The 14,105-nt window shown below is 33.5% G+C and carries 9 protein-coding genes; 5 read left to right on the plus strand and 4 right to left on the minus strand.

Going from position 1 to position 14,105, the window contains the following annotated elements; translation table 11 throughout:
* Positions 1-29: 29 nt before the first annotated feature.
* Positions 30-986 carry an MBL fold metallo-hydrolase gene (locus ABW637_RS18675; protein ID WP_367586241.1) on the plus strand — a complete coding sequence of 319 codons (957 nt, stop codon included), beginning with the start codon at positions 30-32 and terminating at the stop codon, positions 984-986.
* Here ABW637_RS18675 and purU read toward each other — a convergent pair.
* Entirely contained in the window at positions 981-1,835 is an 855-nt protein-coding gene (purU, locus tag ABW637_RS18680; RefSeq protein ID WP_367586242.1) for a formyltetrahydrofolate deformylase, read from the minus strand. The two genes, ABW637_RS18675 and purU, sit on opposite strands and share 6 nt — an antisense overlap.
* A gap of 199 nt (positions 1,836-2,034) precedes the next feature.
* Positions 2,035-4,650, minus strand: a complete 2,616-nt coding sequence (locus ABW637_RS18685) for a zinc-dependent metalloprotease (RefSeq protein WP_367586243.1) — start codon at positions 4,648-4,650, stop codon at positions 2,035-2,037.
* 273 nt (positions 4,651-4,923) lie between these two features.
* Between ABW637_RS18685 and ABW637_RS18690 the strand changes: the two genes are divergently transcribed.
* Together ABW637_RS18690 and ABW637_RS18695 are read left to right on the plus strand one after the other, a co-directional pair.
* The gene (locus ABW637_RS18690; RefSeq protein ID WP_367586244.1) at positions 4,924-8,352 is read left to right on the plus strand and encodes a methylmalonyl-CoA mutase family protein; all 3,429 of its coding nucleotides are present in this window, start codon (positions 4,924-4,926) and stop codon (positions 8,350-8,352) included.
* A 254-nt stretch (positions 8,353-8,606) separates the two neighbouring features.
* Positions 8,607-9,935 carry an amidohydrolase family protein gene (locus ABW637_RS18695; RefSeq protein WP_367586245.1) on the plus strand — a complete coding sequence of 443 codons (1,329 nt, stop codon included), beginning with the start codon at positions 8,607-8,609 and terminating at the stop codon, positions 9,933-9,935.
* 1 nt (position 9,936) lies between these two features.
* On the opposite strand, the gene ABW637_RS18700 is transcribed toward ABW637_RS18695, so the two are convergent.
* Positions 9,937-10,320: a hypothetical protein gene (locus ABW637_RS18700; RefSeq protein WP_367586246.1), complete on the minus strand. Its 384-nt coding sequence runs from the start codon at positions 10,318-10,320 to the stop codon at positions 9,937-9,939.
* Positions 10,321-10,432: 112 nt separating this feature from the next.
* On the opposite strand from ABW637_RS18700, the gene ABW637_RS18705 reads away from it, so the two are divergent.
* Entirely contained in the window at positions 10,433-10,882 is a 450-nt protein-coding gene (locus tag ABW637_RS18705) for an Lrp/AsnC family transcriptional regulator (protein WP_367586247.1), read from the plus strand.
* Between the two features lie 302 nt (positions 10,883-11,184).
* Positions 11,185-12,612, plus strand: a complete 1,428-nt coding sequence (locus ABW637_RS18710; protein ID WP_367586248.1) for a hypothetical protein — start codon at positions 11,185-11,187, stop codon at positions 12,610-12,612.
* 724 nt (positions 12,613-13,336) lie between these two features.
* On the opposite strand, the gene ABW637_RS18715 is transcribed toward ABW637_RS18710, so the two are convergent.
* Complete coding sequence (locus ABW637_RS18715) at positions 13,337-14,092, minus strand: DJ-1/PfpI family protein (protein WP_445012731.1); 756 nt, start codon at positions 14,090-14,092, stop codon at positions 13,337-13,339.
* Positions 14,093-14,105 lie beyond the last annotated feature (13 nt).

Genomic DNA, 14,105 nt, shown 5'->3' on the forward strand with positions numbered 1-14,105 from the left:
TATTAGATTTGAGAATGTAAGTTATGAATATGAAATCAAATTTAATTTTTTTAATACTATCTATTTTAATTATTTCCTGTAAAAATGAAAAAGTATCGATAAATAACAAGTCGATACCACTCATTAAACCTGATCAATATATAACCATATTAGGAATAGTCCAGGATGGTGGTTTTCCTCATATAAATAACACAAAGGAGTTTATGCAGGTCAAAGAAGGTACGATGCCTAAAGAATTAGTAGTTTCATTGGGACTAATAGATCAAAAAGAAAATAAGAAATTTTTGTTCGAGGCAACTCCAGATATGCCAGAACAATTAGCAGTTCTGGATAATGATCATTTGCAGAACGACTTTATTATAGATGGAATTTTTCTTACCCATGCTCATATGGGGCATTATACAGGATTAATGCATTTGGGGAGAGAAGCAATGGGCGCAAAGAATATATCGGTTTACGCAATGCCAAAAATGAAATCATTTTTAGAATCAAATGGCCCTTGGTCACAATTAGTGAATCTAAATAATATAAATATTAACGCTATACAAGCAGATACGGTAATACAACTAACGAATGCTATTAAAGTGATTCCATTTATAGTGCCACATAGAGATGAATATTCTGAAACCGTGGGATATAAAATTATTGGTAATAAGAAAACGGCACTATTCATTCCGGATATTAATAAATGGTCTCTTTGGGAGAAAGATATTGTCGAAGAGGTAAAACAAGTAGATTATGCATTTATTGATGCAACATTCTTTAAAGATGGTGAAATTCCGAGGCCAATGTCAGAAGTTCCACATCCTTTTGTTGAAGAGACTATTACGCTATTTAAAAATGAATCAAAGCAGGTGAAATCTAAAATTATATTTATTCATTTTAATCATTCAAATCCTGCAATTCAACAAAATAACACGGAGAGGTTAATTCTTGAAAAAGAAGGCTATCGCTTTGCTAATTTTGGCGATGTTCTTCCATTATGAAAAAATCACAGTTTTATTATTGTACACCAGTACCTTTCTTTCGATATGATGTTTAATTGCTCTGGATAATACAATTTTTTCCAGATCTCTTCCTTTAAGGATAAAATCCTGTACATTATGAATATGAGATACTCGAACAATCTCTTGCTCAATAATTGGACCTTCATCAAGATCTGAAGTTACATAATGACTAGTAGCTCCTATAATTTTCACTCCTCTTTCATAAGCAGAATGATAAGGTTTTGCTCCAGGAAAAGCGGGTAAAAAAGAATGATGTATGTTTATAATCTTATTAGGAAACTGATCTACGAAATTAGAAGATAGGATTTGCATATACCTTGCTAAGACGATAAAATCGATTTTATAGTCTTTTAGTGTTTCTATTTGTTCCGCTTCGGCTTGTTGTTTATTCTCTTTAGTTATAGGGATGTGTTTAAAAGGAATATTAAATGAATCTGCAATATGTCTAAGATCTTCATGATTGCTTATAATTATGGGGATTTTCACCTTTAGTTCTCCGGCAGCATATCTACCTAAAATATCATAAAGACAATGAGAGTATTTAGATACAAACAAAGCCAGTTTAGGTTTTTTTTCTGTATTATACATCTCCCAATGCATATTGTAGTTTTCTGCGACTTGTGTATTAAAAGATTCTTTAAATAAAGCTAGTTTTTCTTCATCCTGATCAAATTCACACTCTAATCTCATGAAAAATTCCCCTAATTCACGATCTATATGTTGTTCTATATATACCGTATTTCCTTTTTTAGCTAAAATAAAGTTAGTAACCGTTGCAATTATTCCTTTTTTATCAAGGCAATTAATAAGGAGTGTCGTTTTTTTCATTCTAATACAGGTTTTCCATCGATAAACTTACTATTATTAGAATGATATTTCCAATTATTTAGTCTAAAGGTTCGCTATTTTGCTTTGTTTTTAATCAATTGAAAATGTATTGTAGGTTTTTATGAATTATTTATAAAAAATAAAGGCTGATTTTAATAGTAATCAGCCTTTGTGTATAAGTAATAAACTATCGTTAACGTTATTTAATATCTTCGATAGTATTGTTGATTATTGTTCTAAGATGATCTTTATGCGCTTTTGTTAGTCTATCGCCATTTGTATTGGCAACCATCAATTTAATTCTTTTTAGATTGTAAAGAGCCATTGATTTAGCAGCGTATGTATACTTCACTTTTTGATCAGGATTTGATTTGCCAAGTATATTTGTCAATCTTTTGGTATATTCTAGCTGAAGATTCTGTCTAAATGTATTTATAGTCCCTGAAGCATCTTCCTTAAATATTGCATTGTTCAAATCGGTCATAAATTCTGATAAATTGTAGGTGTTACCATAAAGTTCAGAATCTGTAATTCTCTGAAGTGTATTTGGGTGTAAAATATGATCCAGAATTCTCTTTTGATAATTAAGAACTAAATCATGAATTTTTGGATCTTCTGGGGATTCATAGAAATTATATCCTCTTCGTTGCATCGCGATATAATTGTATAAATCATTGGGAGCCTCGTATGCATTAGGAGCAAAAACATATTTTTTTAATGCAGTCATTGCTCTTTTTTGATCTTTATAACTAACCGGTGTATAGGGTTTGGTATTTATATCCTGACCTATCATACTTCTGTCTACATAAACGCCACCAATAAATCTTGAAATTACATCTCCAGCACGACCATATTGCCTTCTCAAAATGTAATAGGCTTGTCTTAGCTCTTGATAAGATTGCCCCTTCTTATTAAATTTTGATTTAATTTTTGGCATTAAATCATTAACCAGTTCCATTCTGTTAATCGAATACGTAATCTGATCATTAGACATATCTCCTGTCATAACACGAGGATCGATAGCTTTTCCGGGAGAGCGCATATCATCTGCGTCATTACCGAAAATCAATTCTGGTCTATTAGATTGATTTGCAATTTTTTCTAATTCACTACTAGATTTTACAGGAGTATATCCGTATTGAATAGCCCAATTGTCATATGACCCTACAGTAGTCGAGAAATATTGACCTTGAACAGATTTGTCATTCGTTAAATTAATTATTGTGTAATCCATTACAGATCCCGTAAGGCATTTACCTTTAATAAATTCACGATTGCTAAGTTGTTCTGGAGTAAATAACTGACTAGCCTTCATATTATGATTTAACCCAAGTGTATGACCTACCTCATGCATAATTAATTCCTTCATGGCTTCCATTCTCATGCCCTTCATTTCATTGTCATTAGCATCAGCAGCCAATAATGCAGTATACCCTAATAATGAGTTTTCTTGCATAACATGTCCGTAAGAACAATAAATATGCTTGTCTTTACCTAGTACAGAATATGTTTCTTGCGCCAGCTGATCATTTGCTGCAAGATTAAATAGTCTGTCATATTTTACACGATTGGTGTGATACACATATTCTAACATAATATCTGCACCTAAAATCTGACCAGTTCTTGGGTTTACAAAACTAGGCCCATACCCACCAAATGGAGGTTGAGGAGAAGAAGTCCATCTTAGTACATTATATCTAATATCTCCTGCATCCCATTTTGCATCGTCTGGTTGTATTTTTACCACTATAGCATTTTTAAAACCTGCTTTTTCAAAAGCTTTGTTCCATTCTAAAACAGCTTCTTTAATAGTTTCTCTAAATTCTACAGGAGTTGTATTTTCTATCCACCATTCTATAGGTTGAACAGGTTCTGAAACTGCGGCACTTTTATCTTTTTTTACTAAATTCCAACGATGAACCAAATCTCTATAGGGAGTAGCACTGGCAGAAGTCATATCAGTTACCTGCGTAAAGAAATATCCAATTCTAGGATCATCAAACCTTGGCTGATAATCGTTTTGAGGCATTGCAATTAAGCTATGTTCTACTTTAATGGTTACATTTCTACCATCGCTTACTGCATTAGAACCTCCATTAAGAACAGACGAATTAGAATATACATAATGGCTATTAACATTCGTGTTTTCTGGGTAATTTTTTATGGTTTTAATTTTGGTTTTTTCTTTGCTAAGTGTTCCTAATTTAAATGCATGAGGAGACTGTTTTGGATAATTAGGAGGTTTAACCTGTTCAAATGTCTCTTTTAAGAAAAGGTCATCAGATTTGATGAGATAGATTCCTTTTTTATCATCCCGAGCCTCTACCTTTAAACTAGCCATAACGCCTTCACTAATATTGGCGTGAGAAGATTTAGATAATGCATTGTTTTTATCAAAATAGAATGAAGAGTTTTGTGTAACAAACTCTATTTTGTTAAAATGTCTTTCGATTTTAAAAACCTTTGAACCAAAATAAGCCCCTCTAAAAGCACCTGCATCTAAAACCCCATCAGAAACCTGACTAAAATAGATGAATTCCTTTCCGATTTGATCTTTGGTCACCAACATGTGTGTGGTTCCATCGATAGTATCCCGATACATGGTAAATAGCCCTTCAATTTTTTCACTTTTTTTGGTGAGTTCTTCAATAGTTTTTTCTTCTTCCTTTTCTTCCTTAGAAGTGTCTACTTGTTCTTTTTGGTCTTTCTTTGATTTTCTTTTCTTTTTTTGTGCATGAATACCTTCAATTCCTATTCCTAAAACAAATAGAAATGAAAGCAAAAATAATTTGCTTTTTGATGATGTAATTTTCATTTTGACATAAATTTGATTATCAATTATCGAGGAAGATATCGTTTTCTAATATCAGATTAAAAACGTTTAACAATTGTATTAACAAATGATTAAATATTTTTTGAGTTTTTTTTGATATTTTATACTGTACTAAGGCAAGCTATATATAACTTGTTTACGGTATAGTCAATGATCCAACAAGTTTGGTTGAGTAAATTATATAATTCTAAAAAAATAATCCTTTTCGATGTCAATTTCGTAAATTAGCAGCGTTAAAATCACTATTTATTGTCAATGGAACAAATAGCACCGTATACCCCCAAGAATAAAGTAAGAATTGTAACTGCAGCCTCACTATTCGATGGTCATGATGCAGCAATCAATATTATGCGTCGTATTATACAGTCAACAGGAGTAGAAGTTATTCATCTTGGCCATGATCGTAGTGTTGAAGAAGTCGTTAATTGTGCGATCCAGGAAGATGCTAATGCTATTGCTATGACGTCTTACCAAGGTGGGCATAATGAGTACTTCAAGTATATGTATGATTTGCTAAAAGAGAAAGGAGCAGAGCATATTAAAATATTTGGCGGTGGAGGAGGAGTAATTCTTCCTGAAGAGATTAAGGATCTAATGGATTATGGGATTACAAGGATATATTCTCCAGATGATGGAAGAGAATTGGGGTTACAAGGAATGATTAATGATTTGGTAGAACAGTCTGATTATCCTATCGGAAATGGACTTAATGGAGAAGCAGAACATTTAGCTGAAAAAGAAATTGGCTCCATTGCGCGAGTAATTTCTGCAGCAGAAAATTTTCCTGAGATTGCAAGAGACACTTTAGAAGAAATTCACAACAAAAATAAAACATCTAAGACACCAGTTTTAGGAATTACAGGAACAGGTGGAGCTGGTAAATCATCTTTGGTTGATGAACTGGTACGAAGGTTTTTAATCGATTTTCCAGAAAAAACAATGGGGATTATCTCTGTAGACCCTTCTAAACGTAAAACGGGAGGTGCTTTATTAGGAGATCGTATTAGAATGAATGCCATTAATTCTCCTAGAGTGTATATGCGTTCCCTGGCTACTCGTCAGTCTAATTTAGCTTTGTCAAAATACGTTGCAGAAGCTATTGAAGTCTTAAAAGCTGCAGAATTTGATATCATTATTCTCGAAACTTCGGGTATTGGGCAATCAGATACCGAAATATTAGAACATAGCGATACATCATTGTATGTAATGACACCAGAGTTTGGTGCTGCTACTCAGTTAGAAAAGATCGACATGCTGGATTTTGCAGATCTTGTAGCGATTAATAAATTCGATAAAAGAGGATCACTAGATGCGTTGCGTGATGTAAAAAAACAATATATGCGTAATCATAACCTATGGGATACGCATCAGGATGATCTGCCTGTCTATGGTACAATTGCATCGCAATTTAACGATCCTGGTATGAACACGCTTTATAAAGCTATCATGGATAAGGTGGTAGAGAAAACCGGAGCTGATCTTCAATCAGATTTTCATATCTCTAAAGAAATGTCTGAAAAGATATTTGTGATTCCCCCAAGTAGAACCAGGTATTTATCAGAAATTTCTGAAAGTAATAGAGCATACGATAAAAACGTCGACATCCAAGTTGAGGTAGCTCAAAAGTTATTTGGAATTTATAAAACTATTTGTAGTGTTGCAGAGGTAAGTTTTATTGGCCTCTATAAGAACGGTATCGATGATGAAAGCTTACGAAATGCTAAAAACGATGATAATACGGATTTTTTAAAGTTATTGTTAGCTGAGTTTGATAGAGTGAAACTTAATCTGGATCCCTATAATTGGGAAATAATTATCACATGGGCAAGCAAGGTTAAAAAATATAAGGATCCAATTTATTCCTTCAAAGTAAGAGATAAAGAAATTAAAATAGAAACCCATACAGAGTCGTTATCACATACACAGATTCCTAAAGTTGCTTTGCCAAAATACGAAGCTTGGGGAGATGTTCTACGATGGAGTTTACAAGAAAATGTTCCGGGAGAGTTTCCGTACGCCTCTGGTCTATACCCTTTCAAAAGAACCGGTGAAGACCCTACTCGTATGTTTGCAGGAGAAGGTGGTCCAGAACGAACCAATCGTCGTTTCCATTACGTGAGTTTAGGGATGCCGGCTAAACGTCTTTCTACAGCGTTTGATTCGGTAACATTATATGGTAATGATCCAGATCACAGACCAGATATCTACGGTAAAATAGGTAATGCGGGAGTATCAATCTGCTGTTTGGATGATGCCAAAAAATTATATTCTGGTTTTGATCTTACTCATGCAATGACATCGGTAAGTATGACCATTAATGGTCCGGCTCCAATGTTACTTGGGTTCTTTATGAATGCTGCAATCGATCAAAATTGCGAGAAATATATCAAAGAAAATAATCTCGAAGCCGAAGTTGAGGCTAAAATCAAAAAAATATATAAAGGTATAGAGCGTCCACAATATCAGGGAGATCTTCCCGAAGGTAACGATGGACTTGGATTAATGCTGTTAGGTGTTACTGGTGATCAAGTGCTACCAGCAGATGTTTATAACAAAATCAAAGCAGAAACATTGGGTACTGTTAGAGGTACCGTACAAGCTGATATCCTTAAAGAAGATCAGGCACAAAACACTTGTATTTTCTCTACAGAATTTGCATTGCGATTGATGGGGGATGTACAGGAATATTTTATTGAGAAACAAGTACGAAACTTCTATTCTGTTTCGATTTCGGGATACCATATCGCCGAAGCTGGGGCGAACCCAATTACACAGCTGGCATTAACACTGGCAAATGGATTTACTTATGTAGAGTATTATCTAAGTCGTGGTATGGATATTAATAAGTTTGGTCCCAATTTATCCTTCTTTTTCTCTAATGGTATTGATCCAGAATATGCAGTAATTGGTCGTGTAGCACGTAAGATTTGGGCAAAAGCTTTAAAACATAAGTATGGGGCAAACCCAAGAGCACAAATGTTGAAATACCACATACAAACTTCTGGTCGATCATTGCATGCTCAGGAAATAGATTTCAACGATATTCGTACTACTTTGCAAGCATTATATGCGATCTATGACAATTGTAATTCTTTACATACCAATGCATATGATGAAGCGATAACAACACCAACCGAAGAATCTGTGCGTAGAGCAATGGCTATTCAGTTAATCATCAATAAAGAGTTAGGATTGGCTAAAAATGAGAACCCTATTCAAGGATCTTTTATTATCGAAGAATTAACGGATCTAGTTGAAGAAGCTGTATTAACCGAATTTGATAGAATTACAGAGCGTGGTGGAGTACTTGGTGCCATGGAAACCATGTACCAGCGTAGCAAAATACAAGAAGAAAGTCTATATTATGAAACGTTAAAACATACAGGAGAGTTTCCGATTATTGGCGTAAATACCTTCTTAAGTTCAAAAGGATCACCGACGGTAACGCCTGGAGAAGTAATTCGTGCAACCGAAGAAGAGAAACAATATCAGATTACAACATTAAATAACCTCCAGAAAGCCAAGGAGAGTGTTGCAGCAGAAACGCTGACTAAGGTGCAAGAAGCGGCGATCCAAAATCATAATATTTTTGAGATATTGATGGAAGCTACCAAAGTGTGCTCGTTAGGTCAAATCACAGCTGCTTTGTTTGAAGTAGGAGGGCAATACCGTAGAAATATGTAAATAGCCTTCTAGGCTTTTTGCTATAACAAAAACCTAAAGATTGCTAATCTCAAACTTGTTTTGGGATCCTGAAAAATGATGAGGCTGTCTAAAAAGTCGTCATTCCGAGCATAGCGAAGGAATCTGTCAAATTTAAGTTACTGAAAAACAGATTACTTCAAAATTAAAATTTTTCGTAATGACGGTTTTTGAGTCTTTTCAGGCAGCCTCATCATTTGCTAGAGTTTCTTTATCTTTAAAGAAACACAAACGTCATGCAAAAATTACTTTTAGGACTACTGATTACTACATTTTCATTTGCACAACAAAATCAAGTAAAAGCATTAGTAGGAGGAACCTTAATCGATGGTTACGGATCTACCCCAATACAAAACAGCGTTATTATCATCGAAAATGATAAGATAAAGGCTGTGGGTACTGTCGAAACTCTCGAAGTGCCCGCAAATGCTCAAGTTATTTCTACCGAAGGGATGTCTGTGCTTCCTGGGCTTTGGGATATGCATGTACATACTATGATTAATGGTCATGCTGATTATTCGTATTGGGATAAAGCATATCCATCATTATTAGAAAGTGTGATTATGCCTTCATCTGCAGAGCAATTATTAATGGCAGGAGTTACTAGTGCAAGAGATTTGGGAGCGCCGCTCAAAGAAAGTATTTCGGTTAGGGATCGAATCAATAAAGGAGAAATTCCTGGGGCTACTTTATATGTCTCTGGGCCATTTATCCAGAAGAAACCCTATCCCGGTACCGAAGCTTTTCGTTGGGGAATCAATGGGGTAGAGGATGCCAGAAAGAAAGTTAAAAAACTTGCAGATGCTGGTGTGGATTGTGTTAAACTAATCGATCAGGATCAAATGACTAGTGCAGAGTTACAAGCAGTCGTAGATACCGCTCATAAATATGATCTTAAGGTTGTAGCTCATGGTCATCGACCTCAAGAAATTAGGATGGGACTTAAAGCAGGAGCAGATTGTTTTGAACATACAGGACTTTCTTCTGCTCCTAGATATCCAGATGATGTGATGCAAGCTATTAAAGAACGAACTGCACAAATGAATCTGGGCCCACTGTTTTGGTGTCCTACCGTAGAAGGATTATATAATTACGAATATGTAAGGGATAACGGGGAGCATTTAGATAATGATTCATGGCACAGAGGATTGCATGATACGATTATTGCTGATATTAGGAATAGTTTTAAGCACAAAGATCGTTTGCCATATTTTCAGTTAACCCCGATTAGAAAGCCAACGTTACAGACCAAAATAGAACAATTGATGGATGCTGGTGTAGTTCTGATGATAGGTACAGATAGCGGGATCCCTATGAAATTTCATAGTCAATCTACCTGGAATGAGTTGGATGTATGGGTAAATGAGTTTGGGATCGATCCCATGTATGCTATTCGTGCTGCGACCTATTGGCCTTCATTATGGATGGGTGTAGCCAATGAAGTTGGAACCGTTACCGAAGGTAAATATGCAGATATTATCGCAGTAAAAGGAGATGTGTTACGACATATTAGTCTTTTACAAAATGTAGATATTGTCATAAAACACGGGAAACAATATAAATAGTCTATAACGTCATCAGCCAATTGCGCTGCAAATGTTTAAACTTTCGAAGCTCTCTACGTAGAAGTGTTATAAACTCTTTTCCATTACTTTCGGATTGTTCAAGACGTTCACAATTTTTATATAGACGATTCGTAATATGTATTAGAGAATTAGCCTGCTTGATACGATCATCCTGGAAAACCTGATTTTCTGCATTAATTATTTTTGGAGCCAAAGCATCTGATTGTCTAATAATATCTCCGGTAAAATAAATATGCTGGTTTTCAGAACCATTACTTTCTAATGCAGCCATATCATGAACCATATAGTTCGAAATACTACGTGAAAGTGTAAATATCTCACGTGCTTTTTTGTATAATCTTTTATTTCGTGGCTGTAATCTCATAGCAATTTGAATTACAAAAATAATGCTATTTTTAATAAATTTTCTTTTCAATTTAAAGTTAATTAGTTAATTTGCTTTAATTATTAACTGTAAATGCTTTTTTTTATTTAAAATGAAAGTTGATGTAACAAATAGAGAAATTTTGCATTATCTACAACAAAATGCTAGATTGTCTAACGCCGAAATAGGAAGAAAAGTTGGATTGAGTTCTCCTGCTGTTGCCGAGAGAATAAAAAAAATGGAGGATTATGGTGTTTTAAAAGGCTATAGAGCCGAAGTATCTTATGCTAAAATAGGCTATCAATTAAAGGCTATTGTAACCCTTCGTGCATTCATGGGGCGATTAAAACCGTTTTTGTTAAAAGTGTCTGATTTTCAAGAAGTATTGAATTGTTATCGAATTACAGGTAATGAAAATATAATAATGGAGGTTGTATTGCGTGATCAGATACATCTACAAGAGTTTATAGATAGATTAATTCCCTATGGAGAAGTAAAAACACATATTATTCTATCTAATCTTATAGAAGGTAATCCAATTACTATTACACCAAATGTGTAATTCGAAGTTTAATTTTTGGCATAAGATTTGTTACTATATAAATAAGAAAATAAGGAGTTATCTACATCTTGTGTGAGGACATTAGTTAGGGAAAACTAAAGAGAGTACAGGGATAGATAAAAAAAGCGCCAGTAGGGATACGGGCGTTTTTTGTATACACTAAACATACTTATTTCATTAGTATTTTGATCGTTCAAATGCGAATAAGATTAAAATGGATTTTGTTATATCTGATTTTTATATTTTTTTAAAGAATATACGTTACTTTTTTTAGTACTTTTTGAAGATAATATGACTAGTATATGAAGCGGAATTTTTTTAAAAAATACTTAGTTTTAAATTGGTTGATGTTTTCTGTAGTAGCATTTTCTAATGCACAGCATTCTTTAACCTTAAGAAAAGGGGTGGTAATAGATTCTTTAACTGTTCCTGATACAAATAATAGTTTTAGTATTTATTTACCTAAAGCTTTCGATATGCAAAAAAGTTGGCCAATACTTTTTGGATTCGACTCTTCTGGAAAAGCAAGCCATATTACTCATTTATATAAAGAAGCTGCAGAACAAAATGGATACATCATAGTAGCTAGTAATTTTTCTGAAGCTTTAAATGATAAGGAAAAGACAAATTATGTTACTTCGCTTATGAATCATATTTTTTCCCTTCTTCCAATTCAGAAAAACAGGGTGTATGTCACGGCGATAAGAAAGGATACAAAATTAGTGAGCTTATTGCCGGTTTTGTATAATAACGATATTTTCGGAGTTATAGCGATAGGAGATAGCTACTATTATGATTCGAGTATAAAAATTAAAAGTAACTTTTCTTATTTAGGTATTGTAAATACTAATAGTTTTAGATATAAAGATTTTTTAAGAAATAAAAGTTACTTAAAAAGGAAAAATGTCCAGGCAGATGTCCTTGCGTATGATGGGAAATCAGAATTACCACCCCCAGATATTTTTACAAAAGCACTTTCAACCTTTACTTTGCATGCAATGGGTAATAAAAGAATACCCGTAGATTCTACATGGATTCAAAGTTCGTTTCAAAGCGATTTAAAAATGGTAGAATCTCATCTTAAAGAAAGAAAGTTTTTAGAAGCATATAATGACGTAAAACGTATACGTACAAAATACGAGCAGTTTTTTGATACAAGTTTTCTCAAAGAGAAGCAAAAAGAAATAAGAAGAACCAAGGGATATAAGAAAGAGAAGCAATTATATACAAAATATGTATATAGGGAGAATTTCTTTAGACAAACGTATTTGTTTTCATTACAAGAAGATGTAATTGCAAAGAGTTATGAAAATCTAGATTGGTGGCAATATCAGGTATCAGAATTGGATACATTAGCTTTGAGTAAAGAAAAGTATGCATATGAAGTGGCATCAAGAACAAAAGGATATCTAAAGCATCTAGTAGATAATTATAAAATTGCACAGATACCTGGAGATAAAAGCTTCGAAAAAAGAATGTTCCTTAATATATTAAGTACTGTTGTAGACAATAAGGACTATGAGTCATATCTAGAAATAATTTCCTTAAGTGCAGTGGATCAAGATTACGAAACGGCGCTATTCTATTTAGAAAAGTTACTTCAGAATGGATATAAAGACTTTGATCGGCTTTATGCTATAGAAGGAACACTCGCTCTAAGAATGTCTAAAGAGTATAATATATTGGTAGAAAAACATCTGGGAAAAGCTAAGTATTTCTTTTCAAAATAAACTAAAACATTGAGATTTTGTGTATTTCGTCGATTATTAATGTTTTTTATCGTTATTAATTTTGTTTTTACAATTTTTTTATACTACATTTACACCAACATAAAATACTTGATGTATCGGCCATAATTAACATTTTAAGCTGTATGACGATACGAATTAAAATATTAGTTTGGAATACATCAGGGATGAATTAAGTGTGAGGACATTAGTCTAAAGGCCCCGAATCTTGAAGCTAAAGAGAGTACGTAATTTACCCCGAAACATAAGCGTCTTTTACAAGGCGCTTTTTTTTATGCAAAAAAGATAAGACTCGATTTTGTAGTATACTACATACTTATCCTTTATACCCCAAAGTAGAATGAATATTACAATTTTACAGAATGTAAAGTCATTTCATTTTAATGAATATAACACTGATTTATAATGAAATCTGGTCTTTTTTGTTAAAATTTATGTATTTCATCGATTTTATTTGCTTTTAATCTTTTTAATTTCATATATTAGTACTGTTATCAAATAATACTGATGCTTCTTGTAAAACTATTATTCAGATTATTATGACGATAGTAAAAAGAGTGAAAATTTTTGAAGCATTGAGGAAAAATTTTGTGTGAGGACATTGGTTAAAAGACCCTAAATCTATAAACTGAAGAGAGTACTTAATTTTCCCCGCCCCTAATAAAATAATAAAAAAACGTCCCGAAAATCTCGGGACGTTTTTTTATTATTCATGATGTATCAGGTGTGGGATATCTTTAAGTTTCCAGTCGATAACGAGTCCGCCAGCTAAAGATTTAGCTATTTCGGCTCCATATAAATGCTCGCATAAATATAATGCAGCTTCAAAACTTTTAGCCCCGCCAGCAGAGGTGATATACTTTCCATCGTGCACAAATAAAACTTCTTTTCTAATATCTAAATCAGGAAACATCGCACGCATCTTGTCTATATCACTCGGAAAAGTGGTAGAAATGGCATTGTCTAACACTCCAGCTTTAGCTAATACAAATGCCCCATCGCAGTGCGAAGTCATATAAGTGGCTGTTTTGTCTACCTGTTGTACAAAATTAATCATGGCTTGATCATTAAGATCGGTATCCAAATGATGCTCTGCACTTGGTACAACAAGAATGTCAATTTCAGGAATTGAATCTTTTAAGTAGTTGTAATCAGGAATAATTCTCATCCCTTCAAAAGTTGTTATGGGTTCATCGGTATTGGCAACGGTAAAAACATTCATTTGCTTTATGTTTTTACGATATTGAGTATGCTGAAAAATATCATAGGGAGCTGTGAGTTCTGTGTTATATGTGCCATTCATAATAAGAAAAGCCACATTGTAGCGATTAGGCTCTAATTTTGGAAATGTTTTTTTCTGTGCTGTATTTTCTTCCTTATTATGACTTGGTAATTCTTCTTTTTTTATTTCTGTACATCCTAGTAGTACTATCCCAATAAGGGTAAAAAACAATTTCTTCATTGCAATCGTGGTT

It is taken from the genome of Aquimarina penaris, assembly GCF_040786285.1.
GTDB lineage: Bacteria > Bacteroidota > Bacteroidia > Flavobacteriales > Flavobacteriaceae > Aquimarina.

Bases quoted from the DNA above. Each gene is read 5' to 3' on its own strand.
- ABW637_RS18675 (WP_367586241.1), top strand. From the start codon at position 30: ATGAAATCAAATTTAATTTTTTTAATACTATCTATTTTAATTATTTCC.
- purU (WP_367586242.1), bottom strand. From the start codon at position 1,835: ATGAAAAAAACGACACTCCTTATTAATTGCCTTGATAAAAAAGGAATA.
- ABW637_RS18685 (WP_367586243.1), bottom strand. From the start codon at position 4,650: ATGAAAATTACATCATCAAAAAGCAAATTATTTTTGCTTTCATTTCTA.
- ABW637_RS18690 (WP_367586244.1), top strand. From the start codon at position 4,924: ATGGAACAAATAGCACCGTATACCCCCAAGAATAAAGTAAGAATTGTA.
- ABW637_RS18695 (WP_367586245.1), top strand. From the start codon at position 8,607: ATGCAAAAATTACTTTTAGGACTACTGATTACTACATTTTCATTTGCA.
- ABW637_RS18700 (WP_367586246.1), bottom strand. From the start codon at position 10,320: ATGAGATTACAGCCACGAAATAAAAGATTATACAAAAAAGCACGTGAG.
- ABW637_RS18705 (WP_367586247.1), top strand. From the start codon at position 10,433: ATGAAAGTTGATGTAACAAATAGAGAAATTTTGCATTATCTACAACAA.
- ABW637_RS18710 (WP_367586248.1), top strand. From the start codon at position 11,185: ATGAAGCGGAATTTTTTTAAAAAATACTTAGTTTTAAATTGGTTGATG.
- ABW637_RS18715 (WP_445012731.1), bottom strand. From the start codon at position 14,092: ATGAAGAAATTGTTTTTTACCCTTATTGGGATAGTACTACTAGGATGT.